This window comes from Anaeromyxobacter sp. (genome assembly GCA_016718565.1).
Taxonomy (GTDB): Bacteria; Myxococcota; Myxococcia; order Myxococcales; family Anaeromyxobacteraceae; genus JADKCZ01.
Genome location: JADKCZ010000001.1, coordinates 589114 through 615879, shown reverse-complemented (window position 1 = coordinate 615879; position 26766 = coordinate 589114). Strand labels below are relative to the sequence as shown.

The window sequence follows — 26766 nt, the reverse complement described above, 5'->3', positions numbered from 1 at the left end:
GGGATCCGGGCCCGCGCGCGCTCCCCCGGCGGCCGGCCCTCTCGCGAGGCGCCGGCCGCTGGCTTCTCGGGCGAGCGGGCGCCCCGCATCACCCCCCCTGGCCGGAGCGCCAGCGCCAGCGCCGGTGCCGACGGTCCGCGGCCCCGGGCGCCGACCCGCCCCGGACCAGCGCGCTGCCCGCCCGGGGCGGCCCCGGCCCGCGGGAGGGCGTCGTGCCTTGCCGGGTCCGCCGGACCGTGCGTCTACTCTCCCACAGGCATGGCCCCGGAGCGCCTCCGGGCGCCGGGCCTGGGGCGGGGGGCCTCGTCGGCATCCTCGCGCCAAGGACGCAGCCGCGCCAGGAGGTGCCGCATGAGCCGCCCAGAGCCAGGCACCGCCGACCGAGCGCCTGCGCCTGCCCCCACGCCGCGCCTGGACGCGGACCACCTGCGCGAGGCGCAGCGCATCGGCCACATGGGCAGCTGGGAGCTGGACCTCGTCCGGGGCGAGCTCCGCTGGTCCGACGAGCTGTTCACGCTCTTCGAGCTCGACCCCAGCCGGTTCGGCGCGTCCTACCAGGCCTTCCTGGCCCTGGTCCACCCCGAGGATCGCGACCGGGTGGACCGCGCCTACCGCACGTCCGTCGCCGACCGGGCGCCCTACGACACCATCCACCGGCTGCTCATGCCGGACGGCCGCGTCAAGCACGTCCAGGAGCGTGGCCAGACCTGGTACGACCCCGACGGTCGGCCCCTCCGCTCCATCGGTACGGCGCACGACGTGTCCTCGATCGTCGAGATGGAGCAGCAGCTCCTCATGCAGCGCGAGGCGCTGGCCCACTCCCCGGCGGCGGTGGCCTTCGCCGGCCTGGACGGCGTGCTCACCTTCGTGAACGACCGGTTCCTCGACATGTGGGGCTTCGACGGCGTCGGCGAGGTGGTCGGCCGGTCCGCCGTGGAGTTCTGGGCCAGGCCCGAGGAGGCGGCGGTGGTGCTGCAGCACGTGGCCCAGGGCGAGCGGGCCAACGCCGAGCTGCTGGCGCGCCGGCGCGACGGCCGCACCTTCCCGGCCCTGGTGCTGGCCAGCGGCGTGCGCAGCCCGTCCGGGCAGGTGGTCGCCGTGCTCGGGCAGTTCCTCGACCTGAGCGAGCAGCGCAGGCTGGAGGCGCAGGTCCGGCAGTCGCAGAAGCTGGAGGCGGTGGGGCGCCTGGCCGGCGGGGTGGCCCACGACTTCAACAACCTGCTCACCGTCATCAACGGCAACTGCGAGTTCCTGCTGGCCGAGCGGACCCTGGCGGGCCCGGTGCGGGAGGAGGTGGAGCTCATCCGCGCGGCCGGGGCCAGCGCCGCCGGCCTGACCCGGCAGCTCCTGGCGTTCAGCCGCAAGCAGGTGCTGCAGCCCGCCACGCTCGACCTCAACGAGCTGGTGGTCCGCACCGAGCGGATGCTCCGCCGCGTCATCGGCGAGGACGTCGACCTGCGGTGCCTCCTCTCCCCCGAGCCCTGGCTGGTGCGGGTCGACCCGAGCCAGCTCGAGCAGGTCATCCTCAACCTGGCGGTCAACGCCCGCGACGCGCTGCCGGGCGGCGGCCGCATCACCATCGAGACCGGCCAGGCCACGCTCGACGAGGCCTACACCCGGCGGCACGCCGACGTCCAGCCAGGGGACTACATGCTGCTGACGGTGAGCGACGACGGCGTCGGCATGGACCCCGAGACGCTCTCCAGGGTCTTCGAGCCCTTCTTCAGCACCAAGGGACCGCAGGGCACCGGCCTGGGCCTCGCCACGGTGTACGGCATCGTCCGCCAGAGCGGCGGGCACGTCGCCGCGTACAGCGAGCCGGGGCGAGGCACGACCTTCAAGGTCTACCTGCCGCGCGCGCCCGCGGCGGGCGCGGCGCCCGCGCCCGCGGACGGTGGGCCGCCCCCCGCCCCCACCCACGACGAGACCGTGCTGGTCGTGGAGGACGCCGAGGGGGTGCGGAGCCTGGTGGCGCGGACGCTCGGGGCGCAGGGCTACCGCGTGCTGCAGGCCCGCAGCGCCGAGGAGGCGCTGGCCGCCGCGGCGGGGCACGCCGGCCGCATCCACCTCCTCCTCAGCGACGTGGTCATGCCCGGCCTGGGCGGGCGGGAGCTGGCCGCCGAGCTGGCGCGGCAGCGCCCCGGCCTGGCCGTCCTCTTCATGTCCGGCTACCCGGCCAACGCCATCGCCCACCGGGGCGCGCTGGAGCCCGGCGTAAACTTCATCGCCAAGCCGTTCTCCCTCGACGCGCTGGAGCGGAAGGTGGCGGAGGTGCTGGCGCGGGCGCGCGGGCCCTGAGCGCCCTCCGCCCTACCGCTGCGGCGCCGCCGCGCTCCCCTGCGGCACCGCGCCGGCCGGGCCGCCCTCGGCCGCCCGCTCGGCCGCGCCGCGGTGGTCCTTGGCGATGAGCAGGTAGATGGCCGGCACGAAGAAGAGCGTGAAGGCGGTGCCGATGGCCATGCCGGCCACCAGCACCAGGCCGATGCTGTTGCGCGCCTCGGCGCCCGGCCCGGTCACCAGGGTGAGCGGGAAGTGGCCGCACACCGTGGCCACGCTGGTCATGAGGATGGGGCGCAGGCGCGTCACCGCCGCCTCGCGCACCGCGTCCACCTTGCTGTGCCCCGCCTCCTGCAGCGTGTTGGCGAACTCCACGATGAGGATGCCGTTCTTGGCCACCAGCCCCACCAGCGTGACCAGCCCCACCTGCGAGTAGACGTTGAGCGTGGTGGTCCACCCGTCGGTCCAGAACGGGAGGTTGGGGTTGGGCATCTTCAGGAAGGTCATGACGAGCGCGCCGAACATGGCCAGCGGCACCGAGCCCGCCAGGATGACGAACGGATCGCGGAAGCTGTTGAACTGGGCCGCCAGCACCAGGAAGATCAGCACCACCGCCAGCAGGAAGGCCGGCAGGAAGCGGTCCCCCTCGGTGCGCAGCTGGCGCGACTCGCCGGTGTAGTCGAGGGTGTAGCCCTTGGGCAGGATGGTGGCCGCCTGGTCCTCGAGGAAGCCGAGCGCCTCGTCGAGCGGCCGGATGGCCACGCCGCTGATCTTGACGGCGTTGAGCTGCTGGAAGCGGTTGAGGGCGCGCGGCGCCACCGTGTCGCGGAAGGTGGCGATGGTCCCCAGCGAGACCAGCTGCCCCCCCGGCCCGGTGACGTGCACCTCCGCCAGCTGCTCCGGGTTGAGCCGCTCCAGGCGGGTCAGCTGCGGGATGACCTTGTAGCTGCGCCCGGCCACCGAGAAGCGGTTGACGTAGTTGCCGCCCACCGCCGCCGAGAGGTCGCGCCCCACGGTGGCGAGATCCAGCCCCAGCTCGGCCACCCGGTCCCGGTCCACCTCCACCTCGGTCTCCGGCTGGTCCACCTTCAGGTCGATGAGCGGCGGGAAGGCGAACATGCCGCTCTGCGCCGCCTTCTGCTGCAGCTGCTCGGCGAAGGCCAGGATCTCGGTCGGCTCGGCGGTGGAGGCCAGCACCAGCTCCACCGGGAAGTTGCCGCCGCCCGGCAGCGCCGGCGGCAGGATGGCGAAGGTCTGCACCCCCGGGATGGCCGAGAGCCGCCGCTGCACCTCGGGCAGGACCTCGAAGGCGGTGCGCGTCCGCTGGTCCCAGGGCTTCAGGCCGTCGCCCCAGAACCCGCCGGCCGGGAAGGAGATCTGGAAGGTGAAGTTGGTCTCGGGGATCTCCAGCAGCTGCTGGTTGACGGCCTTCACCGAGGGGCCCACCTGGTCCAGGGTGGAGTTGGAGGGCGTGTTGACGATGCCGAAGATGACCCCCTGGTCCTCGGTGGGCGCCAGCTCCTTGGGCGCCATCACGAACATGGCCACCGCCAGCAGGCTCACCACGATCCAGGCGGCGTAGATGGCGCCGCGGGCGCCGAAGGAGACGTCCAGGTGGCGCGAGTAGGTGGCCTTGATGCGCTCGAAGGTGCGGTCCACCAGGCCGGCGAAGCCGCGGTGCTGGTGCTCGGCGCGCAGCAGCCCGGCCGACATGACCGGCGAGAGCGTCAGCGCCACCACCCCGGAGATGGTCACCGCGCCGGCCAGGGTCAGGGCGAACTCGCGGAAGAGCGAGCCGGTCAGGCCGCCCTGGAAGGCGATGGGGGCGTAGACCGCCGCCAGCGTGATGGTCATGGAGATGATGGGCCCCACCAGCTCGCGGGCGCCGGTGAGCGCCGCCTCCACCGGCGAGAGCCCCCGGCGCAGGTGGCGCTCGACGTTCTCCACCACCACGATGGCGTCGTCCACCACCAGGCCCACCGAGAGCACGATGGCCAGCAGGGTGAGCAGGTTCACCGTGAAGCCGAACACCTGCATGAGGAAGACCGCCCCGATGAGCGACACCGGGATGGCCACCACCGGCACCAGCACCGAGCGGAACGACCCGAGGAACAGGAAGATCACCACCACCACGATGAGCAGGGTCTCCAGCAGGGTGCGCACCACCTCGTCGAGGGCGCTCTGGATGTAGGCGGTGCCGTCGTAGGCGATGCGGGCCTCGATCTGCTCGGGCAGCTCCTTCTGCAGGCCGTCCATCTCGGCCCGCACCAGCTTGATGACGTCCAGCGAGTTGGCGTTCGGCAGGGCCCACAGGCCGATGAAGACCGCCGTCTTGCCGCTGAAGTTCACCTGGGCGTCGTAGTCCTCGGCCCCCAGGACCACCTGGGCCACGTCGCCCAGCCGCACCACCGCCCCGCCCTGCTCGCGCACCACCAGCCGCTCGAACTCGGCCGGCGAGCGCAGGTCGGTGTTGGCGGTGAGGTTGACCTGCACCAGCGAGCCCTTGGTCTGGCCCACCGCCGCCAGGTAGTTGTTGGCGGCCAGCGCCTGGCGCACCTGGGCCGGGCTGACGTTGAGGGCCGCCATCCGGTCGGCCTTGAGCCAGATGCGCATGGCGAAGGTGCGGGCCCCCAGGATGTCGGCGCGCTGCACCCCGTCCAGGGCCGAGAGGCGCGGCTGCACCACCCGCACCAGGTAGTCGGTGATCTCGTTCTGCTGGAGGAAGTCGGAGGAGAAGCTCAGGTAGGCGGCGGCGAACTGGCTGTCGGTGGACTCGATGTCGAGCACCGGCACCTGGGCCTCGGGCGGCAGGTCGCCGCGCACCTGGTCCACCTTGGAGCTGATCTCGGCCAGCGCCCGGGTGGCGTCGTGGTCCAGCTTGAGCCGGGCCCGGATGGTGGAGACGTTCTGGCGGCTCTCCGACTCGATGTAGTCGATGCCGTCGGCGGAGGCGATGACCCGCTCCAGCGGCGTGGTGATGAAGCCGCGCACCAGCTGGGCGTTGGCGCCCACGTAGGCGGTGGTGACCACCACCGCGGCGTTCTCGCTGCGCGGGTACTGGCGCACGTTGAGCGAGCGGATGGCCTGCAGGCCGGCGATGAGGATGAGCAGGTTGACGACGACGGCGATGACGGGCCGGCGGATGAAGAGGTCGGTGAACTTCATGGGGCCTCCCGGCGCGTCACTGCTCGGACGGCCGCGGCGCGAGCCGGGCGTCCGGGGCCAGATCGTTCCTCACCACCACGGCGGCGCCGTTGCGGAGCTTGAAGCCGCCGCTCGAGACCACCTGCTCGCCGGCCGCCACCCCCGAGGCCACCGCCACCAGGTCGCCGCGGCGCTCGCCCAGCCGCACGAAGCGCTGCCGCGCCACCAGCCCGCCCGCCTGGGCCGGCTTCCCGGCCGCCGCCGGCCCGGGCGGCGCCGCGCCCGGCTGGCCCGCGGCGGCGGCTGGCGCCTTGGCCGCGTCCTCGATGACGTAGACCGAGTCGCCGTAGGGGGCGAACAGGACGGCGGTGGCGGGGATCAGCAGCACCGGCCGCCGCTCGCCCGAGACCACCTCCACGTTGACGAACATGCCGGGCCGCAGCCGCCCGTCCCGGTTGGGCACGGTGGCGCGGATCCGCACGTTGCGGGTGGCCACGTCCACCTCGGGGTTGATGGTGTCGAGCTGCCCGTCCCACTGCTGGTCCGGGAAGGTGTCGGTCTTGAGCGCCACCCGCTGGCCCACCTTCAGGTCGGCCAGGGCCTGCTGCGGCAGCCAGAACTCGGCGTGGATGGGGTCGATCGACTGGAGCGAGGCGATGGGCGTGCCGGGCGCCACCACCTGGCCCACCTCCACCTGGCGGATGGCGATGCGGCCGTCGAAGGGGGCGCGGATGGTCTTCTTGGCGATGGTGGCCTTGAGCTGGGCCACCACCGCGTCGGCCTGGCGGGCCCGGGCCTGCACGGCGTCCAGCTCGGCCTGCGAGGTGGCGTCGCCCTGCCGCAGGCTGCGGGCCCGCTCCAGCCCCAGCCGCGCCAGCTCGGCGTCGGCCTCGGCGGCCTGGAGCTGGGCCTCCTCGGTGGAGGTGTCGAGCCGCACCAGCACGGCGCCGCGCCGGATGGTGAGGCCCGACTCGAAGGTGACCTCGCGGATGAGGCCCGGCAGCTCCGAGCCCAGCGTGACGGCGCGCACCGCCACCAGCGTGCCGATGGCCGGGCGGGCCGGCTGCCACGAGCTGGCCTCCACGGTGGCCGAGGTGACCGCCTCCGGGGGCATGCTGAAGCCCTCGCCGGCGGCCATCATGGTGCGGATCTGGCCGGCCTTCACGCCGACCAGCAGTCCGGCGAGGATGAGGAGGCCGGCGATGGTGCCGGCCCAGATCTTGGTCCTGGTCTTCATGGGCGCGCGCGTCCGGGTGAGAGGTCGTGTGGGGAAGAGGCCCCATGACCTAGACGGGACACGGCGCGCTGGCAAGCCAGCCGCGGCGACATTTCACGCTGGGGCGCAGCCGCGCGCCCCGCCCGGGATTCCGGCCGGGGGCGCCGGCACCCCCACGGAGCGTCCCGCTAGACCTTGGGGACCTTCTCCCAGTCGGCCAGGAACTGCTTGAGCCCCTTGTCGGTGAGCGGGTGCTGCGCCAGCTGCTCGATGACCTTGTAGGGGATGGTGGCCACGTCGGCCCCGATCCGGGCCGACTGCAGCACGTGGATGGGGTGGCGCACCGAGGCCACCAGCACCTGCGTCTTGAACTGGTAGTTGCCGTAGATCTCGACGATCTGCTCGATGAGCGCCATCCCGTCCTCGGAGACGTCGTCGAGGCGTCCCACGAAGGGCGAGACGTAGGTGGCGCCGGCCTTGGCGGCCAGCAGCGCCTGCACCGCCGAGAAGCACAGGGTGACGTTGGTCTTGATGCCCCGGCGGGTCAGCTCCTTGACCGCCTTCAGGCCCTCCACGATGAGCGGGATCTTGATGACCACGTCCTCGCCGAACCTGGCGTAGTGCTCGGCCTCCCGGAGCATCCCGGGGGCGTCCACCGAGGTCACCTCGGCGCTGATGGGGCCGGGCTTCAGCGCCACGATCTCGCGGAGCACGTCGTCGAACCTCCGGCCGGTCTTGGCCACCAGCGACGGGTTGGTGGTGACCCCGTCGCACAGGCCGAGGTCCAGCGCCTTGGTGATCTCGCCGAGGTCGGCGGAGTCGATGAAGAACTTCATGACGGGGGGCTCTCCGGGGGTGGTGGAGGCCAGGCAATAGCGCACCGCCGCGCCCTGCCGCAAGCCGACCGTGCGTGCCATACTGCGCGCCGCGATGACCACCCGCCGAGCCGTGACACGCGCCGCCACCCGGGCCGCGCGCCGCCCGCCGCAGTCCACCGGCGCCCGCCCGCGCCCGGCCGCCGCGCCCGCCCGCCCGACCCGCCCCGCCGCCCGGGCCGGCGGGGCCGCCGCGGCCCGGAAGCCCCGCGCCCCCGGCCCGGCCGGCGCCCGCGCCATGGCCGAGTACGGCCGCACCGTGCTGGCCGCCGAGGCCGCCGCCATCGGCCGGGTGGTGCTCGGCGACCCCTTCGCCCGCGCGGTGGAGTGGATCCTGGGCTGCACCGGGCGGGTGGTGGTCACCGGCATGGGCAAGCCCGGCTTCGTGGCCCAGAAGATCTCGGCCACCCTGGCCTCCACCGGCACCTCCTCCTACTTCATCCACCCGGCCGAGGCGGCCCACGGCGACCTGGGGCGGGTCTCGCGCGACGACGTGGTCATCGCCCTCTCCAACTCCGGCGAGACCGAGGAGATCCTGCGGCTGCTGCCGGCCCTGAAGAAGATCGGCGCCCGCATCGTCTCGATCACCCGGGACACGGTGAACCCGCTGGCGCGCGGCAGCCACCTCGCCATCGCCATCGGCAACGTCGAGGAGGCCTGCCCCATGGGGCTGGCCCCCACCGCCTCCACCGCCGTGCTGCTGGCGGTGGGCGACGCCCTGGCCATGACCGTGCTGGAGAACCGCGACTTCTCGCGCGAGGAGTACGCCCTCTACCACCCCGGCGGGAAGCTGGGGCGCGGCCTCATGAAGGTGCGCGAGCTGATGCGCCAGGGCGAGGCCTGCCCGGTGGTGGCCGAGTCGGCGCCGCTCTCGGCCGCGGTGGCGGTCATGACCGTCACCCCCGGGCGCCCGGGCGCCACCGGCGTGCACGACGCGGCCGGGAAGCTGGTCGGCATCTTCACCGACGGTGACCTGCGCCGCCTGGTGGAGCACGGCCAGACCGACTTCACCCGGCCCATCGCCACCGCCATGGGGCGCAACCCGCGCACCATCCGGCCCGAGGACCTGGTGGTGGACGCGGCCCGGGTGCTGCGCCAGGCCCGCATCGACCAGGTGCCGGTGGTGGACGGCGAGGGGCGCATGGTCGGCCTGCTCGACGTGCAGGACCTGCTGGCCGCCAAGATCATCTGACCCGCCGCGCCCGGAGGACCTCATGGCCCGCCCGCCCGCCCGCACCCCTGGCCGCCCGCGCGGCCCCGCCCCCACCCGCCCGGCGGCCCCCGCCCCGGCCCGGCCGGCCGGCCCCGCCTCCACCGAGGACCGCCTGGCCCTGGCCGATCAGGCCCTGCGCCACGCCCTCTGCGCCGCCGGCCGCCGGCTGTACGACCGCGACCTCATCGGCGCCGGCGAGGGCAACCTCTCGGCCCGGCGCGGCGACGGCACCTTCCTGGTCACCCCCTCCGGCGTGTCGAAGGGGGCGCTCCAGCCCGGCGACCTGCTGGTGGTGGACGGCGAGGGCGCGGTGATCTCGGGCCACGGCCGCCCCTCCACCGAGCTGGCCATGCACCTGGCGGTCTACGCGGCCCGGCCCGACGCGGCCGCCGCGGTGCACGCCCACCCCATCACCGCGGTGGCGCTCACGGTGGCCGGCGCCGGCTGGCCCGGCCACCTGGTGCCCGAGGCCGCCGTCTCGCTCGGGGAGGTGGTGGTGGCCCCGTTCGCCGTGCCGGGCACGCCCGAGGTGCCGGCCTCGCTGGCGCCGCTGCTGCCGGACCACGACGTGCTGCTGCTGGCGCGCCACGGGGCCCTGTGCCTGGGCGGCACCGTGGCCGAGGCGGTGGACCGGATGGAGACGCTGGAGCGGGTGGCGCGCATGGCGGTGCTGGCGCGCGCCCTGGGCAGCTGCCGGCCGCTGGCCGCCGAGCAGGTGGCGGCGGTGCTGCGGGCCGCGGGCCGGGCGTGAGCGGGCCTGGCGCGCCGCTGGCCAGGCTGGCCAAGCTCACGGTGCCCGGTCCCGGCGGGCCGGTGGCCCACCAGCACAGCCACGCCTGGCGGCTCGAGCCCGAGCAGCACGGCCCGGCGCGCCTGGTGGCGGCGCCCGACCGCGACCAGGTCGGGCTGCTGCTCGACCTGGCGCGCACGCTGCCGGAGCCCTTCCACGTGGTCTACGTGCTGCTGACCACCCGCACCCTGCGACCGCCCGGGCGCTACCAGGCCACCCGGCCGCTGCCGCGCGCCGCGCTGACGACCTTCCTGGCGCGCTTCCGGGACTTCCTGGAGCAGGACGGCCGCCACCACCTCTGGCTCGGCTCGGCGGTCGAGCCCTCCACCCTGGTCTACGACCAGCACCAGCTGCTCTACCTGTACGGGCGGCTGGAGGCCTACCAGCCCGTGCTGCGGGCCGCCGGCATGGACGAGGGGCCGGTGGTGCTGCCCGAAGGCCACCGGCACGAGCTGCACCCGGCCTTCGACCAGGCCGAGGCCGAGCTGTTCGCGGCCCAGGCCTGGACCTGGAACCCGCTCGAGCCCGAGGACGAGGAGGTCGAGTGAGGGGGCGCTGGCCCTACTTGGCCGGGAGCCCCGCCTTGACGTAGGCGGCCACGCCCGTGATCTCGGCGGGGGTGAGCTTGGCGCCGAAGGAGGGCATCTTGCCCTTGCCCTTGGCGATGACCTGCTCCATCTCGGCGGCGGAGAGCTTGGAGGTGAGGAAGCTCGGGGTGTTGAAGACCGCCTGGCCGCGGCCGTCGGGGCCGTGGCAGCGCGAGCACTGGGTGTGGAAGATGACCAGGCCCGACTCGCCGGCGGCGGCGAGCCCGGGGGCGGCGAGGGCGACGAGGAGGGCGAGGCGCTTCATGGCGGGCTCCTGGCGGGGGTGAGGTGCGGCGCTCGAGGCCGGTGCGGCCGCGGCCAGCCACCTAACACGCCGCGGGGCCGGGGTCATCCCCGGTCCGTGCGCCCCCCGTGAGAGGAGACGGCCGGACGGGCCGGGACATTCACCCGCGGCGGCCCGCCGCGGGGCCTCAGGCCGGGTAGCGCCCCACCGCCACCCCATCCCAGGGGGGCGCCACCGCCAGGAGCTCCGCCACGCTGCGCCCGTCGCCCGGCACCAGCAGCCCGGGCGCCAGCTCGCAGAGCGGGCCGAGCACGAAGCGGCGCGAGGCCAGGCCGGGGTGCGGCAGGGTGAGGCCGGGCAGCGCCAGGATCGCCGGGCCGCACACCAGCAGGTCCAGGTCCAGCGAGCGCGGCCCCCAGCGCACCGCCGGCCGGCGCAGCGCCTCGCGCTCGATGCGCTGCAGCTCGGCCAGCAGGGCCACGGGCGGCAGGGTGGTCTCCAGCTCCAGGACGGCGTTCAGGTAGCGCGGCTGCGGCGGCCCCAGCGGCGCGGTGTCGTGCACCCGCGAGGCCCGGGTGAGGGCCACCCGCGGCGTGGCCCTGAGCGCCCGGGCGGCCAGCGCGAGGTGGGCCCACCGGTCCCCGAGGTTGGTGCCGACGCCGACGTAGGCCCGCATGAGGGGGCGAGGTGTAGCGCGGGCGGGAGCGCGGCGCCAGCGCCCGGCGCGGGCGGGCGGGGCTCCCCGGCGGGGCTCAGGTCACCGGGTTGCGCAGGATGCCGATCCCCGGGATCTCCACCTCGACCCAGTCGCCGCGCTGCATGCGGCTGACCCCCTCCGGCGTGCCGGTGGCCACCAGGTCGCCCGGCAGCAGGGTCATGACGTGTGAGATGTAGGAGAGCAGGGCGTAGGGGTCGAAGGCCATGTCGCGGGTGTAGCCGCGCTGGGTCTCCACCCCGTTGAGCCGGCACAGCACCGTCAGGTCCACCGGGTCCAGGTTGGTCTCCACCACCGGCCCGACCGGGCAGAAGGTGTCGAACCCCTTGGCGCGGGTGAACTGCTTCTCCTCGCGCTGGACGTCGCGGGCGGTCACGTCGTTCAGGCAGGTCCACCCGAAGACCGCCGCCTTGGCCTCGGCGGGGCTGGCCCGGGTGAGCGCCCGCGCCAGCACCACGCCCAGCTCGGCCTCGTGCTGCACGTCCCTCGACTGCGGCGGGCAGACGATGGCCTCCTGGGGCCCGACCACCGCGGTGGAGGGCTTGAGGAAGATGAGCGGCTCCTTGGGCACCTCGTTGCCGAGCTCGCGGGCGTGGGCCACGTAGTTGCGCCCGACGCACACCACCTTGCTGGGGCGCACCGGCGCCAGCAGCACCACCTCGGAGAGGCGGACCGGCTTGCCCTCGGGCAGCCCGCCGGCCCACGGCTCGGCGGTGAGGGGGCGGACGGCGTCGCCCTCGACGAGCCCCCAGCGCTCGTCGATGCCGTGGCGGTAGCGGCAGGTCCTCATGGCGCCCTCACCCGCCCTTCCGGAAGCCGAGCACGTCGGCCATGTCGTAGAGGCCCGGCGCCCGGCCGCCCAGCCACAGGGCCGCGCGGACCGCGCCGCGGGCGAACTGCTCGCGGGCGGTGGCCCGGTGGGTCAGCTCCAGCCGCTCGCCCTCGCCGCAGAAGTAGACGGTGTGCTCGCCGACGATGTCGCCGCCGCGCACCGTCTGCACGCCGATCTCGCGGGCCGGCCGCTCGCCGATCATGCCGTGCCGCTCGAAGCACAGGTCCGCGGCCGCGTCGCGCCCCAGCGCCTCGACCGCCACCTCGGCCAGGCGCATGGCGGTGCCGCTCGGCGCGTCCTTCTTCTTCTTGTGGTGGAGCTCCACGATCTCCACGTCGTAGGCCTCGCCCAGCACCGCCGCGGCCTGGCGGACCAGCTCGAAGAGCACGTTCACGCCCACGCTCATGTTGGGCGAGAGCAGCACCGGCACCTTCGCCGCCGCCGCCGCCACCCGGGCCCTGGCCTCCGGCGTGAAGCCGGTGGAGCCGATGACCACCGCCACCCCGGCCGCGGCGCAGGCCTCGGCGTGGGCGGCCGAGGCCTCGAAGTGGGTGAAGTCGACGAGGCAGCCGGCGCCCGGCAGGGCGGCGGCCAGCCCCTCCACCACCGGCACGCCGGCCGGCGGCAGGCCCGCCAGCTGGGCGGCGTCCTGGCCGATGGCGGGGCCGGCGCGCTCCACCGCGCCGTGCAGGCGCAGGCCCGGGGTGGAGAGGACCAGCCGGACGATCTCGCGCCCCATGCGGCCGGCGGCGCCGGTGACCACGACGTTGATCATGTGCTTCTCCGTGGGGGCGGCGCGCGGCCCGCGGGGCCGGCGCGCGCCGTCAGGGGGGTGCTCAGGCCAGCTTCAGGCCGAACCTCGACATGGCGGCGCGGACCTTCGCCAGGCTGGCCTCCGAGACCGGCACCAGCGGCAGGCGCAGCTCCGGCCCGGCCAGCCCGAGGAGCGCCACCGCGGCCTTGACCGGCCCGGGGTTGGTCTCGACGAACATGACCCGGTTGAGCTCGGCCATGGCCACCTGCTTCGCCAGGGCGCCGGCCAGGTCGCCGGCCCGGGCCGCCACCACCAGCTCCTTCATGGCCCGGGGGGCGATGTTGGCCACCACCGAGATGACGCCGTGGCCGCCGCAGGCGATGTAGGGCAGCACGGTGAAGTCGTCGCCGGAGAGGTAGGCCAGCGCGTCCTTCCCGCACAGCTCGACCAGCTGGACCTGGCGGTCCAGGTTGGCGGTGGCCTCCTTGATGCCCACGATGGCGCCGGCCTTGACCAGGCGGGCCACGGTCTCGGGCAGGAGGTCGACCGCGGTGCGCGAGGGCACGTTGTAGGCCACCACCGGGAACCCGGTGGCCCGGGCGATGGCCTGGTAGTGCTGGAAGAGCCCCTCCTGCGTCGGCTTGTTGTAGTAGGGCGTCACCACCAGGGCGGCGTCGGCCTTGAGCTCCCTGGCCGCCTTGACCCCCTCGATGGCCTCGTGGGTGGCGTTGGAGCCGGCGCCGGCGATGACGGCGGCGCGCCCCTTCACCTGCTCCACCACCGTCTTCACCACCTCGTACCGCTCGCGGGCGGTCAGGGTGACCGCCTCGCCGGTGGTGCCGCAGGGGATGATGCCGTCGGTCCCGCCGGCGAGCTGGAACTCGACGAGGTCGCGCAGGCTCCGGTGATCCACCGCCCCGTCCTTGAACGGGGTGACGATGGCGACCATCGATCCTTCGAGGCGCATCGGGGGCTCCTGGTGAGGTGAGAAGGGTTGAGGAGAGTAGCCTATCCGCGGCGGGCTTTGAACCGGCGGGCCCCGGGCAGCGCCACCTCGCCGCGCACCAGATCGGGGTAGGTCTCCCGGGCCCTGGCCAGGAGCGCCCTGGAGCCGTCCACCAGCACCTCGGCGGCGCGCGGCCGGGAGTTGTAGTTGGAGGACATGGTGAAGCCGTAGGCCCCGGCGGTGCGGACGCACAGCAGGTCGCCCTCGGCCGGGCGGACCAGCGCGCGGTCGCGCGCCAGGAAGTCGGAGGACTCGCAGACCGGCCCGACCACGTCGCAGGTGACCCGCCGGGCGCCCCTGGGTGGGGCCACCACCGGCTCGATGGCGTGCCAGGCGTCGTAGAAGGCCGGGCGGACCAGGTCGTTCATGGCGGCGTCCACCACCACGAAGGTCTTGGCCGCGGTCTCCTTCACGTAGAGCACCCGCGTCACCAGCACGCCGGCGTTGCCCACCAGCACCCGCCCCGGCTCGAGGTGCACCTGGCCGGTCCAGCCCCGCAGCGCCCGCTTGATGGCGGCGCCGTACTGCTCGGGCGTCGGCGGGGACTCGTCCTTGTAGGTGACGCCCAGGCCCCCGCCCACGTCGAGGTGGCGCAGGTGGATGCCGGCCCGGCCCAGCTCCTCCGCCAGCCGGCGCACCCGCACCACCGCGTCCACGAAGGGGCGCAGCGAGGTGATCTGGGAGCCGATGTGGCAGGCCACGCCGCGCACGTCGAGGTGCGGGTCCTGCACCGCCAGCCGGTAGAGCCGGCCGGCCTCCTCCACCGAGACGCCGAACTTGGACTCGCGCAGGCCGGTGGCGATGTACGGGTGGGTCTCGGGGTCGACGTCCGGGTTGACGCGCAGGGCGATGGGGGCCCGCACCCGGAGGCGCCGCGCCACCGCCGCCACCCGCTGCAGCTCCGGCCCGCTCTCCACGTTGAGGGTGCCCACGCCGGCGTCGAGGGCGAAGGCCAGCTCGTCGTCGCGCTTGCCCACGCCGCTGAAGACCACGCTGCGCGGGTCGCCGCCGGCCTTGAGCACCCGGTAGAGCTCGCCGCCCGAGACGATGTCGAAGCCGGAGCCGAGCCGGGCGAAGAGCGAGAGGACCGCCAGGTTGGAGTTGGCCTTGACCGCGTAGCAGACGGTGGCGTCGAGGCCGCGCAGCGAGCGGTGCAGCACCTTCCAGTGCCGCGTCAGGGTGGCGGCCGAGTAGACGTAGAGCGGCGTGCCGTGCTCGGCGGCCAGCGCCGCGAGCGGCACCCGCTCGGCGTGCAGGGCGCCCCGCCTGGCCAGGAAGTGGTTCACCGGCGGGCCTCCTTGGCGGGCTCGAGGACGTCGGAGACCGGGGACTTCTCCGGCGCGCCGGCGGCCCGGGGCGGGGCCTTGACGCCGCAGGCGGTCAGGGCGCCCAGGGCGGCGGCCAGCAGCAGCGCCAAGGTGCGGCTCACCGCTTCACCCCGAGCAGCTTCTGCCAGCGCCGGAGCTCGGCGCGCACCGCCCTGGGCCCCGGCGCGCCGGGCAGCTCGCGGCGCCCGAGCGAGCGGCGGGCGTCGAAGCACCGCACCACGTCCCGCTCGAACTTGGGGTGGAGCCCCTTCCACTCCGCGGCGGTCAGCGCCGAGAGCGGCTTGCCGAGCCGGGCCGCCAGCTTGGCGGCGGCGCCCACCGCCTCGTGGGCGTGGCGGAAGGGCACCCCGCGGTCCACCAGGTACTCGGCCGCGTCGGTGGCCAGCGCCTCGCCGCCGCCCAGCGCCTCCTCCATCCGCTCGACGTGGAAGGTGGCGGTCTCCACCGCGCCGGCCAGGGCGTCGGTGGTCAGGCAGAGCGCCTCCGGGCCTCCCAGCAGCGGCCGCTTGTCCTCCTGCAGGTCCCGGTTGTAGCTGAGCGGCAGGTTCTTCACGATGCTGAGCAGCGTCACCAGGTCGCCGAGGGCGCGCCCGGCGCGGCCGCGGGCCAGCTCGCCCACGTCCGGGTTCTTCTTCTGCGGCATGAGCGACGAGCCGGTGGCGAAGGCGTCGTCGAGCGACATGAAGCCGAACTCGCGGGTGGTCCAGAGCACGATCTCCTCGCCCAGGCGGGAGAGGTGCACCGCCGCCAGCGCCACCGCGAAGAGCAGCTCGATGGCGCTGTCGCGGTCCGAGACCGCGTCCAGCGAGTTGCGGGTCACCCCGGTCAGGCCCAGCGCGTCCGCCACCAGCTGCCGGTCGAGCGGGAGGGTGGTGCCGGCCAGCGCCCCCGACCCGAGGGGCGAGACCGCGGCCCGGGCCTTCACCTCGGCCAGCCGGGCCCGGTCGCGCCCCAGCATCTCCAGGTAGGCGAGCAGGTGGTGCGCCAGCGAGACCGGCTGGGCGCGCTGCAGGTGGGTGTAGCCGGGCAGCAGGGTCCGCTCGTGGGCGGCGGCCTGGCCCAGCAGGGCCCGCTGCAGCCGGGCCAGCGCAGCGTCGGTGCGGTCGCAGGCGCCCACGATGAAGAGCCGCTCGTCGAGCGCCACCTGGTCGTTGCGGCTGCGGCCGGCGTGCAGGTAGCCGGCGTCGGCGCCGGTCAGCTCGCCGAGGCGCCGCTCCACGTGGGTGTGGACGTCCTCCAGGGCCGGGTCGAGGGCGATCTTCCCGGCGGCGAACTCGGCCCGCACCTGGTCGAGCGCCTTCACCAGGCGCCGGGCCACCGCCCTGGGCACGATGCCCTGGGCCGCCAGCATGGCCACGTGGGCCTGGCTGCCGCGGATGTCCTCGGCGTAGAGCGCGCCGTCGTCCTGGATGGACACCGAGAGGGCCACGAGGCGCGGATCGGCCTCGCCGGAGAGGGCCGCCCGCGAGATGGGCCTGGCCTTGATCTTCGTGCGCATAGGGGGGCAGGAGGCTAGCACGCCGCGCCGGGCCGGGGCAGGATGGGGGGGCCCGACCACCACCCCGCACCAGGAGCGACCCGATGCCGTCCGAGCTCGTCGTGACCTTCCCCGGCAACCGGCGCGTCGACACCCGCGTCGGGGCGCACGTCATCCGGACCGACCAGCCGGTGGGCAGCGACGGGGACGACACCGCGCCCTCGCCCTACGACCTCTTCCTGGCCTCCATCGGGACCTGCGCCGGCGTGTACGTGGTGGGCTTCTGCCAGAAGCGCCAGCTGCCCACCGAGCGGCTGCGCATCCGCCAGGTGAACCGGTTCGACGCCGAGAGCGGCGGCCTCTCCAGCGTGGAGCTCACCATCGAGGTGCCGCCGGACTTCCCGGAGAAGTACCGCGAGGCCCTGGTGCGGGTGGCCGACCAGTGCGCCGTGAAGCGCGACCTGCAGGCCAACCCGGCCTTCCAGGTGCGCACCGTGGTGGTGGGCGCCGCCTAGAAGCTGAGGGCCAGGCCGGTGCGGATGGCGTGGGCGCGGGTCAGGCTGCCCGCCCCGCCGAAGCCGTCGAGCGGGAAGAGCACGCCGTACTGGAGCCAGGCGGTGAAGCCGTCGTCGGTGGCGTAGGTGAGCTTGCCGTCGGCCTCGACGCCCAGGGCGGCGCTGCCCCGCGAGGTGGCGGAGGCGCTCGGGGTCGACTCCGGGTAGATGGCCTGCGAGTAGACCAGCTGGGCGTCCAGGGCCAGGCCGGAGAGGATGTCCCAGCGCAGCGTGGGCTTCAGGTACCAGGCGTCGGTGACGGCCCCCAGGATCTCCCGCCACAGGATCAGGTCCACCCGGTAGGCCGGGTTGAAGCGGAAGTTGCCGATGGTGGTGTCGCCGGCCAGGCCGTACTGCGGCCCCTCCAGCGCGCCCGCGACCGGCAGGGTCTGGTCGCCGCCGGTGCCCGCCGGACCGAGCTGGCCGGGCCGGTTGCCGAAGCCCGGGGCCTTGTCGCCGGAGGCGAAGCCGAGCTCGCCGCCCAGGGTGACCTTGTTGGGCTTCACCTGGTAGGTGGCGCGCAGCACGCCGCCGAACTGCCGCAGGTCGATGCGCGTGCCGGGCGAGGCGAGGGTGGCGGCGTAGGGCCCAGGATCGCTCAGGTTGCCGTAGAGGCCGCTGCCCTCGGCCTCCAGGTGCAGCCGGCTGGTCCGCAGGCGGAGCCAGAGCGAGGCCTGGTGACGGTACTCGCCGCGGTCGTAGAAGGCGGCGCCGTCCCAGGCCCGGGGCAGCGTCGAGTAGGTGTACATCAGGCCGTAGTTGGTGCTGCGCTCGCCGCGCTCCAGCGTGCGGCGGAGCTCGTCGTCGGTGTCGAGGCGGAGGAACTTGATGCCCCAGGTGCGGCCGTTGGTGGAGGAGTCCAGGTTGACGGGCTGGCCGGCGCCGGCCTCCACCCTGGCGTCCACGCCGGGCGTGCCGGTGCGGTCGAAGTCGAGGAAGGGGACCAGGTTGAGCTGGCCGAAGGGCGTGGAGAGCGGCAGCGTGGCGAACTGCAGGCGGTCCCTGGAGTCGCCCAGGTCGTCGTCCAGCCCGTCGGCGGCCGACGCCACCAGCCCGAGGCCGAAGGAGGAGGGCATGCGGCCGAAGGAGAGCAGGCCCACCGGGGTCTCCACCTCGCCCCAGGCGCGCTTCACGTTGACGGCCGGCCGGTCGCTGGGTGCGGCGCCGCCGTGGACCGCGCCACCCGAGGTGCCCGGCAGGTAGTTGTCGAGCAGGTCGATCTGGGCGCGGGCCCGGACGTGCTCCGAGACGTTGAGGGTGGGCTCGAGGCGGAGCCGCAGGTTGGCGGAGGTCTGGGTGCCGGGGGGCTCGGTGTCGCCGGGGAAGCCGGGCACCAGGTACTGGAGGTTGGCGTCGAGGCCCCGGCGCAGCGCCAGGTTGTCGAGCAGGTCGCCGCGGGCCCGCAGGTAGCCGTCGAGCTCGAAGAACTGGAGCCGCGGCCCCTCGGCGGCGGCGCCCAGGAACTCGGAGGCCGACTGCACCGCCTGCACCTCGGCGCGGAGCTCGTCGCGCAGCTCCTGCCGCGCCTTCTCCACCGCCTGCTTGACGAGGGTCTCGACCCGGGGGTCGACGGGCGCGTCGGCCGCCAGCGGCCCCTCGGCGCGGACGCCGGCGGCGAGGACGAGGGCCGCGGTGGCGGCGAGGAGGTGGCTGCGGGACATGGACGACCCCTTGGTGGGTGGGCGAACCGGGTCCATACACCACGGGCTCCGCGGTCGGTCAAGGACGAGCGGGCCACCCGCCGCGGCGCCGCCGGGAGGCGCGGCGGCGGGGGTGGGAGGGGGGGGGCGGGGTCCGCGGCGCGGCCCGAGGTGGGCGCCGCGGAGCGCCCGGTCGGGAAAAAGTTCCGGGGGCGGCGGCCCGCCCGGCCGCCGCCCCCGGAGAGGACGAGGAGTGACCTCGCGAGCTACTTCTCGCCCTCCAGCTCGACCTCCTTGGCCGTCAGGACCGGGTCGGCGAAGGCGGCGGTGTCACGGCCCCGGCCCTTCACCACGGTCTCGCCGGGCGTGATGGCGGCGAAGAACTCCGCCTTCGAGATGCTGGCGCCGTCCACGCCGGAGGAGGGGTCGTAGTCGTGGAAGCCGCCGGACTCGACGGCCGAGGTGGAGATGGTCTTGCCGAGGATGGTGATGGTGCCGGCGGCCTCGTCCTTGGCGGTGACCACGCCCTGGAGGATGGGCCGGTCGTCGTTGCGCGCCTCGAGGCGGGTGGCCACCAGCGAGGCGCCGTCGCGGCCCAGGAACCCGCGCAGCTCGACCAGGTCGCCGGCCGCCAGGCTGGCCAGCGCGTCGCGCTGGTCGGTCAGGGCGTCCACCTTCACGGTCACGCCGTTGACCGAGAGCGAGCCGGTGCCGTCGGCGGCCACCACCAGCGCGGTGGCCACGCCCTGGAGCTTGGAGGAGTAGCGGAAGGAGACCTTGCGAGCGGCCAGCGAGCCGTCCGCGGCGAGCACGCCCTCGGCCTCGACCTTGACGCCGGGGATGAGGTCGGCCGCCACGCCGCCGGTCCAGAGGGTGGCGTCGGTGGTGGTCACGGTGGTGCCGGCGGCCACGAACTGGGACGAGGAGCCGGAGGTGACGATGCCCTCCACCTCGACCTCGCTCTGGGCGCTGCCGAGCCGGTCCTCCAGGGAGATGGAGGCCGCCTCGATGACGTTGCCGGCCTGCACCGGCTTGAGCGAGCGGACCTCGACGAAGCCGCCGCTGGCCAGGCCAGCCGGGATGGTGGCGCCGCCGGCCAGGGTGACCGTGTAGGTGTCGGCCAGGGCGGCGTCCAGCGAGGTCTTGAGGGTGAAGCCGGTGGCGGAGAGGTCGGAGACGACCCCCTTCACCTCGAAGTCGTTGGAGGAGCCGGCCTCCTTGTCGATGCGGGTGGCGCGCAGGCCGCCCTTGTCGTCGGGGACGCCGGAGACCCGGACGCGGTCGTCCACGCCCACCGAGCCGAGCCGGTTCACGTTGTCCTCGAACTCCGTGGAGTCGTCCACGCGGACCGTCTGGCCGCCCACCGAGAGGGTGCCGTTGGAGGACTTGGCCTCCACCTTGCCCTTGACCGCGTCCTCGAACTCCACCTCGGCGGCCTCGCCGGTGCGGCCGGAGGTGCGGGCCTTCACCTTGACCACCATGCCGGTGCGGAGCTCCGACTCGGCCTTCTCGACCTTCTCGATCTTGACCGTGGCCGGCGTGGAGAGGGTGAGGCCGTTCACCACGATCTGGCCGGCGGAGCGGGCCGTGATGGTCCCCTTGAGGACCACGTTCGGGACGACCGGGGGCGGGGTGGTGGCGTCGGAGGAGGAGCCGCCGCAGGCGGCCAGGGTGGCGGCGAGGGCGACGGAGAGGGCGTGCTTCAGGGTAGTCATGGCAGGGACCTTTCGGGTGGGGCTGCCTGAGTGACACCCGGCCCCGGCGAGATGGGACACCCGCCTCCAGACCGGGAGTTCCGCCGCGCGGACCTCCGTCCGCGCGGCGGTCCCTCGCCCTGGCAGGATCCCCAGTCCGCACCGCCACTTCCACCCGGCGCGACCCCTGCCCTGGGCCCCTCGTGACCGCCCCTCCACCGCCTGGCCTGCGCTCCCCGGCCCTGGACGCGGCGGCGCGGCGCCGCCGGGATCACGCCCGGCCGGGTTGACGGCCGCACCCTTCCGCGGTGCCATGCCCGCGTGCTCGCCGCCTTCCACCCGCTCGAGGAGCGGCTCTTCCTCGCCCTGAACCGCGACTTCGGGCCGGTGGTGGACTGGGTGACGGTGACCGTGTCCGACCCCTGGTTCGGGGCGGCCACTGGCGTGGTCCTCGCCGCCGCCATCCTGTGGCGGGTGGGGCTGGCCCGCTGGCCCCTCGCCGCGGCGCTCCCGGCGGCGGTCGGGCTCTCGGACCTCGTGGGCTCCCAGGTCTGGAAGCCGCTCGTTGGCAGGACCCGCCCCTGCTACGCGCTCGCCGAGGGCACGGTCCGGTGGCTCGTCCCGGCGGCCGACTCGGGCGCGCTGCCAAGCCTGCACGCCGCCAACTTCTTCGCCATGGCGCTGGTGGCCGGGCTGGCCGACCGGCGGCTCGGGCTGGCCGCGGCGGCCCTGGCGGCCACCGTCGCGTTCGCCCGGGTCCACGGCGGGGTCCACTGGCCGACGGACGTCCTGGCCGGCGCGGCGTGGGGGCTCCTGTGCGGCGGCGTGGCGCGCGGCGCGGCGCGGTGGGCGGTGCGGCGGTGATGCCGCACCGTGGTATCTCTCCCCTCCGCGAGGTCACCACATGCGCTGGCTCAAGAACCTCTTCTCCCGCAGCGAGAGCGCCGCCACGGCCGAGGCCCCGGCCGGGCCTGCGTCGTCCATGACGTCCGGTCCGGCCCCGGGGGCGGAGCCCGTCGACTGGGTCTCCCACCAGCGGGCCAGCCAGGCGGGACCGGTGGCCATCGCCGTGGACCTCTCGCTGGCGGGCCGGGCGCCGCTCGGCGACCACCCCAGGCTGGTGCGGATCCGCTGCGCCCTGCGCGCACCGCGCGCGGACGGCCTGCCGGAGCCAGCCGAGGCCGAGGCCCTGGTCCGCGTCGAGGACCTGCTGGTGGCGGCGCTCTCGCCCGCCGGCGCGGTCTACGCCGGACGCGTCACCACCGCCGGCGTCCGGCAGCACCTCTTCTACCTGCCCGAGGCGGCGGGCGTGGAGGCCGAGCTCGGGGCCGTGCGGGACGCGCTGGCGGAGTACGACCTCGGCGCGGCAGGCGAGGACGATCCGGCGTGGGAGGCCTACCGGCTGGAGCTCTTCCCGACGCCGCGCGCCCACCGCTGGCTGCTCGACCGGCGCGCCGTCGAGGCGCTGGCCCGCCGGGGCGACCGGGGCGCGGCGCCGCGGCCGGTGGATCACCAGGCCTCCTTCCCCTCGAGCGAGGCGCGCGAGGCCTTCGTGACGGAGGCCACGGCGTCCGGCTTCGAGGTGGTGGCGCGCCGCGACGACGGGCCGCCGCCTTCGGGCTTCGCCGTGGACCTCCGCCGCGCCGATCCGCTGGCGCTGCAGCACATCCACGGGGTGGCCTGGGCCCTGGCCGAGCAGGCGACGCGCCACGGCGGCAGCTACGACGGCTGGGAGGCCGAGGCCTCGCCGACCTCGCCCTGACCGGCCGGGGCCGCGCCCTCCGGGAGCGACCCGCCCAGGGCCACCGCGGGATCACGTCCGGCCAGGTCGGCGCCGACCTCGCCCGAGCGCCAGGCGCATCACCGGCCGGGTGCGCGCCTTGCGCGCCACCTCCACGAAGCCGGCCCGCACGAAGGTGGAGGAGACGCCGGTGTAGACGAAGGCGTCGCCGAGCGAGGCCTTCGAGTCCACCGGGTACCCCTCCAGGAAGGGCGCCCCGGCGGCCCGGGCGAAGTCGGCCGCCGCCGCCAGCAGCCTGGCGGCCAGCCCCTGCCCGCGGAAGCCGCGCTTCACGAAGAAGCAGGGCGCCGACCAGACCGGCGCGTCGTCCACCGCCACCAGGTTGCGGGCCTTGCCCAGGCGCGCGTAGGCGCTCCGCGGCGCCACCGCCACCCAGCCCACCGGCTCCTCCCCGGCGTAGGCCAGCAGCCCGGGCACCGCCCCGGCCCGCACCTGCCGGCGCAGCGCGGCCCGGTTCCTCGGCCCCACCCCGGCCCGGTACTCGGCCTGGGTCTGCTTCCAGAACTGGCACCAGCAGCCGCCGCACGCGCCGTTCGCGCCGAAGAGCGCCGCGACGTCGTCCCAGCGCTCCGGCGTGGCCGGGTGGATGGTGAAGGTGATCCCGTGGTCCATGCCGAACCGGTAGCGCCGGCGCCCCGCCCGGTCGAGCGGACGGATGGGGCGCCGCCCCGGCCGCTACTTCCGGGCCTTCTCCTGGCGCGCCAGGATGCGCTCCATGTCGTCCATGATCCCGTTCATCTCGGCCATGGCGGCGTCGAACGGCTTCGAGCTGGTCATGTCCACCCCGGCCTCCCGGAGCAGGTCCATGGGGTAGCGCGAGCCACCGGCCGCCAGCATGGCCAGGTAGCCGTCGCGCACCTTCGCGCCCTTGCCGGCCTTGGCCTCGTCGCGCATCGCCTTGGCGATCGAGGTGGAGGCCACCAGGCTGGTGGCGTACTGGTAGACGTAGTAGTCGCCGTAGAAGTGCGGGATGTAGGCCCACTCCAGGCCCATCAGCTCGTCCACCTGGCAGACCCCGGCGTCGTGGCCGTAGTAGTCGCGCACCAGCTTCAGGTAGAGCTTGGAGAGCGCCTCGCCGGTGACCGGCTCGCCGCGCTCGACCTTGCGGTGGGTCTCCAGCTCGAACTCGGCGAAGGAGGTCTGGCGGAACAGGGTGGTGCGCAGGTTGTCGAGCGCGTTGCCGAGCAGCGCCAGCCGGGTCGGATCACCCTCCGGCCCCTTCTTCGCCTTCCCCAGCATGTGGTGGAGGAGCAGGTTCTCGTTCAGGGTGGAGGCCACCTCGGCGACGAAGATCGGGTAGTCGGCCGTGGGGTAGGGCTGCTTCTGGAACGCCAGCCAGGTGTGCATCGAGTGGCCCGACTCGTGCGCCAGGGTGGAGAGGTCGTCGTACTTCCCGTAGAAGTTGAGCAGCTGGTAGGGGTGCACGCCGTAGACGCCGGTCGAGTAGGCGCCGGGCCGCTTGCCGGTGCTGGGCAGGAAGTCGGTCCAGCGGCTCTCGTAGCCCTTCTTGAGGGCGGCCACGTAGCCTTGCCCCAGCGGGGCGAAGGCCTCGAGCGTGACCTGGCGGGCCTCCTCGGGCGAGAAGGTCAGGTCCACCTTGCCGACCATCGGGGTGTAGAGGTCCTGGTAGCGGAGCTGCTCCACCCCCAGCATGCGGGCGCGCAGCTTGAGGGCGCGGTGGAGGGTGGGCAGGCTGCGCCGCACGTCGCTCACCAGCTGGGTGTAGACGCTGGTGGGGATGTTGGCCTGGAAGAGCGCGTAGGAGAGCGTGTCCGGGAAGCGCCGGGCCTTGGCGCCGAAGAGGTAGGCCTTGAGCGAGGCGTCGTAGGTGGCCCCGAACGTCCGCTCGTACCCCTTGAAGGCGCCGAAGAAGCGCTCGAAGGCCAGCTCGCGATCGGCCCGCACCGGCGAGGCGCGGTGGAGGGTGTAGGCCGCCGGGTCGAGCCGCACCGCCTCGCCCGAGGAGAAGGTCACGGTGGGCCAGGGGAGGTCGGCGTCCTTGAGGATGCCGTAGACCGAGCCGCCCGCGCCGGTCAGGTTGCCGGCCTCGGCGAGCAGCTGCTCGCCGGCGGCGTCGAGGGTGTGCGGGCGGGCCCGGACCACGTCGGAGAGGAAGACGCGGTACGGGGCGAGCCGGGGCTCCTCGGCCAGGTACCGCTCCACCTTGGCGGCGTCGAAGGTCAGGAGCTCGGGCTGGATGAAGGAGGTGGCGCTCGAGAGGTCGACCGCCAGCTTCTGCGCGCCCTGCCGGAGCTCGCGCGGGCGGTTGGCGCGGGTGTCCTCGTCGGAGCGGGCCGTGGCGTAGACCCAGAGCCGGGTCAGCTCCAGCTCCAGGCTGCTCTTGAGCTGCAGCGCCGCCAGCAGCGCGGCCGGCGAGTCGCCGAGGTGGCCCTGGTGCTGGGCCAGCGAGGGGACGCGGGCGCCGAGCGCGGTGCGCGCCGCCTCCCAGGCCGCCTCGCTCGGGTAGAGCTCGTCGAGGTTCCACTTGTAGGCGTCGGCGATCTCGGACCGCTCCTTGGCCGCGGCGGCGCCTGGGGCGGCGAGCGCGAGGCAGGCGGCGGCGAGCGCGAGCGCGCGGCGGGTGGCTCCGGCTGGGCTGGTGAGGCGCAAGGGGCACTCCTCTCGGGGGCACGGGCGGGAGGCCCGGCGTGCTTCGGGGCAGGGAGGCGGCCCGACCGAGTTCGTGACGTGCGCCCTCCGGACGGGGGGGGGTCGGCGGAGGCTGGGGCGTCCGCGCCGCGGACGCGGGGCCGCGCGGCGGAACTCCCGGTCCGGTCAGTCCTCCGCGGCGTCGCCCTCGCCCGCCGCGTCGCGCCTCCCGTAGAAGACCTCCTCCAGGCAGAGCCCCTGCGGCGGCGCGGTCGGGCCGGCCAGCCGCCGGTCGCGGGCGAAGAGCAGCCGCTCCATCGAGTCGGCGGCGCGCCGGCCCAGGCCCACCTCCACCAGCGTCCCGGTGATGTTGCGCACCATGTGCTTCACGAAGGCCGACGCCTCCAGCACCAGGTCGATGCGCCCGCCCGCCGCGCCCACCAGCTCGCAGCGGCGCAGGTCGCGCACCGCGTGGGCGCAGGCGCAGTCGGAGGCCTGGAAGCAGGCGAAGTCGTGGCGGCCCGGGAGCCGCGCCGCGGCGTCCCGCATGGCGGCCACGTCCAGCGGCCGGAACAGCTGCCAGGCGAGGCGGTAGGAGAGCGGCTGCCGCGTCGGCCCGTTCTCCAGCCGGTAGCGGTAGCGCTTGCCGGAGGCGCTGCGCCGGGCGTCGAAGCCGTCTGGCTCCAGCGAGGCGGACTGCACCGCCACGTCGTCCGGCAGGAGCGCGTTCATGCCCTGCACGTAGGCCTTGAGCGGCAGCGGCGCGGCCTCCACGAAGGAGCAGACCTGCCCGAGCGCGTGGACCCCGGCGTCGGTCCGCCCGGCCGCGGTGACCCGGCGCGGCGCCCCGTGCAGGGTGGCCAGCGCCCGCTCCACCTCGCCCTGGATCGACGCCCCGTTGGGCTGGACCTGCCAGCCCACGTAGCGGGTCCCTTCGTACTCGAGCAGGAGCTTCACCACCGGCACGGCGCGCAAGGTACCACGGGCGCGCCGGGCGCCGGCGGGGCTATCCTGGCGACGACTGCTCGTCGGGCCAGACCGGCCACGACCCCAGGAGGAACCCGTGCCCCCCACCCCCTCGCTCCACGTGGTCTTCGGCGCCGGCCAGATCGGCGCGCCGCTGGCGCGACGGCTGGCCGCCGCCGGTCACCCGGTCCGCCTGGTGCACCGCACCCGCGTCCCGGCGAACCTCTCCGGTGTCCAGCTGGTCCGCGCCGAGGCCACCGACCCGGCCGCGGTGGCCGAGGCCGCCCGCGGCGCCGCGGTGCTCTACCACTGCCTCAACCCGGCCTACGCCACCGCCGCCTGGGCCGAGCAGCTGCCCCGCTTCCAGGCGGCGCTGGTGGCCGCCGCCGGCCGGGAGGGCGCCCGCCTGGTGGTGCTCGACAACCTCTACGGGCTCGGCAGGCCGCGCGGCCGGAAGCTGACCGAGGACCTGGCGCTGGCGCCCTGCTCGAGGAAGGGCGAGATCCGGGCCCGCCTCCAGCGCACGCTCGGCGAGGCCGTGGCGCGCGGCCAGGTGCGCGCCGTCACCGGCATGGCCAGCGACTTCTACGGCCCGGGCGGCGTCATGACCCAGTTCGGAGACCGGTTCTGGAAGCCGGCCCTGGCCGGCACGTCCATCGGCGGCGTGGTCGACCCGGAGACGCCGCACACCTACCACTTCGTCGAGGACGTGGCGGCCGGCCTGGCCGCCCTGGGGCAGGACCCGGAGGCCGGCGGCACCTTCATGCTGCCGTGCCACCCGGCCGAGTCCACCCGGGCGCTGGTGGAGCGCTTCGCCGCCGCCCTGGGCCGGCCCATCGCGCTGGGCCGCATCCCGCCGCTGGCGCTCAAGCTCCTGGCCCTCTTCATGCCCATCCTGCGCGAGGTGAACGAGATGGCCTACCAGTGGGAGGAGCCCTTCGAGGTGGACGACGCCCGCTTCCGCGCCCGCTTCGGCGACCTCACCACGCCGCGCGACGAGGCGGCCCGCCAGACCGTGGCCTGGGCCCAGGCGACCTTCGGCGGCGCACCCGCCGCGCGTTGAC

At 74.9% G+C, this 26766-nt stretch carries 24 protein-coding genes; 8 read left to right on the top strand and 16 right to left on the bottom strand.

The window, feature by feature from the left end; all coding sequences use genetic code 11:
- The first annotated feature begins 351 nt into the window (after window positions 1–351).
- The gene (locus IPO09_02665; protein MBK9516254.1) at window positions 352–2298 is read left to right on the top strand and encodes a PAS domain S-box protein; all 1947 of its coding nucleotides are present in this window, start codon (window positions 352–354) and stop codon (window positions 2296–2298) included.
- A gap of 12 nt (window positions 2299–2310) precedes the next feature.
- On the opposite strand, the gene IPO09_02660 is transcribed toward IPO09_02665, so the two are convergent.
- From IPO09_02660 to fsa, 3 genes are all read right to left on the bottom strand, one after another.
- Entirely contained in the window at window positions 2311–5442 is a 3132-nt protein-coding gene (locus IPO09_02660; GenBank protein MBK9516253.1) for an efflux RND transporter permease subunit, read from the bottom strand.
- A 16-nt stretch (window positions 5443–5458) separates the two neighbouring features.
- Window positions 5459–6658, bottom strand: a complete 1200-nt coding sequence (locus IPO09_02655) for an efflux RND transporter periplasmic adaptor subunit (GenBank protein ID MBK9516252.1) — start codon at window positions 6656–6658, stop codon at window positions 5459–5461.
- A gap of 167 nt (window positions 6659–6825) precedes the next feature.
- Window positions 6826–7473: a fructose-6-phosphate aldolase gene (gene fsa, locus IPO09_02650; protein MBK9516251.1), complete on the bottom strand. Its 648-nt coding sequence runs from the start codon at window positions 7471–7473 to the stop codon at window positions 6826–6828.
- A 94-nt stretch (window positions 7474–7567) separates the two neighbouring features.
- Between fsa and IPO09_02645 the strand changes: the two genes are divergently transcribed.
- The 3 genes from IPO09_02645 to IPO09_02635 are packed head-to-tail and all read left to right on the top strand — an operon-like array spanning window position 7568 to window position 10063.
- Window positions 7568–8704 carry a KpsF/GutQ family sugar-phosphate isomerase gene (locus IPO09_02645; GenBank protein ID MBK9516250.1) on the top strand — a complete coding sequence of 379 codons (1137 nt, stop codon included), beginning with the start codon at window positions 7568–7570 and terminating at the stop codon, window positions 8702–8704.
- A 22-nt stretch (window positions 8705–8726) separates the two neighbouring features.
- Window positions 8727–9476: a class II aldolase/adducin family protein gene (locus tag IPO09_02640; GenBank protein ID MBK9516249.1), complete on the top strand. Its 750-nt coding sequence runs from the start codon at window positions 8727–8729 to the stop codon at window positions 9474–9476.
- The gene (locus tag IPO09_02635; protein ID MBK9516248.1) at window positions 9473–10063 is read left to right on the top strand and encodes a hypothetical protein; all 591 of its coding nucleotides are present in this window, start codon (window positions 9473–9475) and stop codon (window positions 10061–10063) included. The genes IPO09_02640 and IPO09_02635 overlap by 4 nt, the downstream gene beginning before the upstream one ends.
- A gap of 13 nt (window positions 10064–10076) precedes the next feature.
- Here the strand turns inward: IPO09_02635 and IPO09_02630 are convergent, their stop codons facing one another.
- From IPO09_02630 to argH, 8 genes are all read right to left on the bottom strand, one after another.
- Window positions 10077–10367 carry a cytochrome c gene (locus IPO09_02630; GenBank protein MBK9516247.1) on the bottom strand — a complete coding sequence of 97 codons (291 nt, stop codon included), beginning with the start codon at window positions 10365–10367 and terminating at the stop codon, window positions 10077–10079.
- Between the two features lie 166 nt (window positions 10368–10533).
- Window positions 10534–11022: a 2-amino-4-hydroxy-6-hydroxymethyldihydropteridine diphosphokinase gene (folK, locus tag IPO09_02625; protein MBK9516246.1), complete on the bottom strand. Its 489-nt coding sequence runs from the start codon at window positions 11020–11022 to the stop codon at window positions 10534–10536.
- A 76-nt stretch (window positions 11023–11098) separates the two neighbouring features.
- Complete coding sequence (locus tag IPO09_02620; GenBank protein MBK9516245.1) at window positions 11099–11851, bottom strand: fumarylacetoacetate hydrolase family protein; 753 nt, start codon at window positions 11849–11851, stop codon at window positions 11099–11101.
- A gap of 7 nt (window positions 11852–11858) precedes the next feature.
- Complete coding sequence (locus IPO09_02615; GenBank protein MBK9516244.1) at window positions 11859–12668, bottom strand: 4-hydroxy-tetrahydrodipicolinate reductase; 810 nt, start codon at window positions 12666–12668, stop codon at window positions 11859–11861.
- A 61-nt stretch (window positions 12669–12729) separates the two neighbouring features.
- On the bottom strand, window positions 12730–13614 hold the full coding sequence (locus tag IPO09_02610) for a 4-hydroxy-tetrahydrodipicolinate synthase (GenBank protein MBK9516243.1): 885 nt from the start codon (window positions 13612–13614) through the stop codon (window positions 12730–12732).
- Between the two features lie 41 nt (window positions 13615–13655).
- Window positions 13656–14939 (bottom strand): diaminopimelate decarboxylase, encoded by a 1284-nt coding sequence (lysA, locus tag IPO09_02605; GenBank protein ID MBK9516242.1) that lies wholly within the window; start codon window positions 14937–14939, stop codon window positions 13656–13658.
- The gene (locus IPO09_02600; GenBank protein MBK9516241.1) at window positions 14936–15082 is read right to left on the bottom strand and encodes a hypothetical protein; all 147 of its coding nucleotides are present in this window, start codon (window positions 15080–15082) and stop codon (window positions 14936–14938) included. The genes lysA and IPO09_02600 overlap by 4 nt, the downstream gene beginning before the upstream one ends.
- A complete protein-coding gene (argH, locus tag IPO09_02595; protein MBK9516240.1) occupies window positions 15079–16479 on the bottom strand; it encodes an argininosuccinate lyase in 1401 nt (466 codons plus the stop codon). The genes IPO09_02600 and argH overlap by 4 nt, the downstream gene beginning before the upstream one ends.
- Before the next feature lie 83 nt (window positions 16480–16562).
- Here argH and IPO09_02590 point away from each other — a divergent pair, with 83 nt between their 5' ends.
- Window positions 16563–16973: an OsmC family protein gene (locus IPO09_02590; GenBank protein ID MBK9516239.1), complete on the top strand. Its 411-nt coding sequence runs from the start codon at window positions 16563–16565 to the stop codon at window positions 16971–16973.
- On the opposite strand, the gene IPO09_02585 is transcribed toward IPO09_02590, so the two are convergent.
- Together IPO09_02585 and IPO09_02580 are read right to left on the bottom strand one after the other, a co-directional pair.
- Complete coding sequence (locus IPO09_02585; GenBank protein ID MBK9516238.1) at window positions 16970–18673, bottom strand: TIGR04551 family protein; 1704 nt, start codon at window positions 18671–18673, stop codon at window positions 16970–16972. The genes IPO09_02590 and IPO09_02585 overlap by 4 nt on opposite strands.
- 245 nt (window positions 18674–18918) lie before the next feature.
- Window positions 18919–20367 carry a hypothetical protein gene (locus IPO09_02580; GenBank protein MBK9516237.1) on the bottom strand — a complete coding sequence of 483 codons (1449 nt, stop codon included), beginning with the start codon at window positions 20365–20367 and terminating at the stop codon, window positions 18919–18921.
- A 300-nt stretch (window positions 20368–20667) separates the two neighbouring features.
- On the opposite strand from IPO09_02580, the gene IPO09_02575 reads away from it, so the two are divergent.
- Together IPO09_02575 and IPO09_02570 are read left to right on the top strand one after the other, a co-directional pair.
- Window positions 20668–21210 carry a phosphatase PAP2 family protein gene (locus tag IPO09_02575; GenBank protein MBK9516236.1) on the top strand — a complete coding sequence of 181 codons (543 nt, stop codon included), beginning with the start codon at window positions 20668–20670 and terminating at the stop codon, window positions 21208–21210.
- Between the two features lie 40 nt (window positions 21211–21250).
- A complete protein-coding gene (locus IPO09_02570; protein ID MBK9516235.1) occupies window positions 21251–22108 on the top strand; it encodes a DUF695 domain-containing protein in 858 nt (285 codons plus the stop codon).
- Window positions 22109–22159: 51 nt separating this feature from the next.
- Here IPO09_02570 and IPO09_02565 read toward each other — a convergent pair whose 3' ends face one another.
- The 3 genes from IPO09_02565 to truA form a co-directional block, all read right to left on the bottom strand.
- Complete coding sequence (locus tag IPO09_02565) at window positions 22160–22759, bottom strand: GNAT family N-acetyltransferase (GenBank protein ID MBK9516234.1); 600 nt, start codon at window positions 22757–22759, stop codon at window positions 22160–22162.
- A gap of 63 nt (window positions 22760–22822) precedes the next feature.
- Complete coding sequence (pepF, locus tag IPO09_02560) at window positions 22823–24757, bottom strand: oligoendopeptidase F (GenBank protein MBK9516233.1); 1935 nt, start codon at window positions 24755–24757, stop codon at window positions 22823–22825.
- A gap of 165 nt (window positions 24758–24922) precedes the next feature.
- On the bottom strand, window positions 24923–25702 hold the full coding sequence (gene truA, locus IPO09_02555; GenBank protein MBK9516232.1) for a tRNA pseudouridine(38-40) synthase TruA: 780 nt from the start codon (window positions 25700–25702) through the stop codon (window positions 24923–24925).
- A 97-nt stretch (window positions 25703–25799) separates the two neighbouring features.
- On the opposite strand from truA, the gene IPO09_02550 reads away from it, so the two are divergent.
- A complete protein-coding gene (locus IPO09_02550) occupies window positions 25800–26765 on the top strand; it encodes an NAD(P)H-binding protein (GenBank protein ID MBK9516231.1) in 966 nt (321 codons plus the stop codon).
- Window position 26766 lies beyond the last annotated feature (1 nt).

Coding starts and splice junctions, on each gene's coding strand:
- IPO09_02665 (MBK9516254.1), top strand. CDS start 352: ATGAGCCGCCCAGAGCCAGGCACCGCCGACCGAGCGCCTGCGCCTGCC.
- IPO09_02660 (MBK9516253.1), bottom strand. CDS start 5,442: ATGAAGTTCACCGACCTCTTCATCCGCCGGCCCGTCATCGCCGTCGTC.
- IPO09_02655 (MBK9516252.1), bottom strand. CDS start 6,658: ATGAAGACCAGGACCAAGATCTGGGCCGGCACCATCGCCGGCCTCCTC.
- fsa (MBK9516251.1), bottom strand. CDS start 7,473: ATGAAGTTCTTCATCGACTCCGCCGACCTCGGCGAGATCACCAAGGCG.
- IPO09_02645 (MBK9516250.1), top strand. CDS start 7,568: ATGACCACCCGCCGAGCCGTGACACGCGCCGCCACCCGGGCCGCGCGC.
- IPO09_02640 (MBK9516249.1), top strand. CDS start 8,727: ATGGCCCGCCCGCCCGCCCGCACCCCTGGCCGCCCGCGCGGCCCCGCC.
- IPO09_02630 (MBK9516247.1), bottom strand. CDS start 10,367: ATGAAGCGCCTCGCCCTCCTCGTCGCCCTCGCCGCCCCCGGGCTCGCC.
- folK (MBK9516246.1), bottom strand. CDS start 11,022: ATGCGGGCCTACGTCGGCGTCGGCACCAACCTCGGGGACCGGTGGGCC.
- IPO09_02620 (MBK9516245.1), bottom strand. CDS start 11,851: ATGAGGACCTGCCGCTACCGCCACGGCATCGACGAGCGCTGGGGGCTC.
- IPO09_02615 (MBK9516244.1), bottom strand. CDS start 12,668: ATGATCAACGTCGTGGTCACCGGCGCCGCCGGCCGCATGGGGCGCGAG.
- IPO09_02610 (MBK9516243.1), bottom strand. CDS start 13,614: ATGCGCCTCGAAGGATCGATGGTCGCCATCGTCACCCCGTTCAAGGAC.
- argH (MBK9516240.1), bottom strand. CDS start 16,479: ATGCGCACGAAGATCAAGGCCAGGCCCATCTCGCGGGCGGCCCTCTCC.
- IPO09_02590 (MBK9516239.1), top strand. CDS start 16,563: ATGCCGTCCGAGCTCGTCGTGACCTTCCCCGGCAACCGGCGCGTCGAC.
- IPO09_02585 (MBK9516238.1), bottom strand. CDS start 18,673: ATGTCCCGCAGCCACCTCCTCGCCGCCACCGCGGCCCTCGTCCTCGCC.
- IPO09_02580 (MBK9516237.1), bottom strand. CDS start 20,367: ATGACTACCCTGAAGCACGCCCTCTCCGTCGCCCTCGCCGCCACCCTG.
- IPO09_02570 (MBK9516235.1), top strand. CDS start 21,251: ATGCGCTGGCTCAAGAACCTCTTCTCCCGCAGCGAGAGCGCCGCCACG.
- IPO09_02565 (MBK9516234.1), bottom strand. CDS start 22,759: ATGGACCACGGGATCACCTTCACCATCCACCCGGCCACGCCGGAGCGC.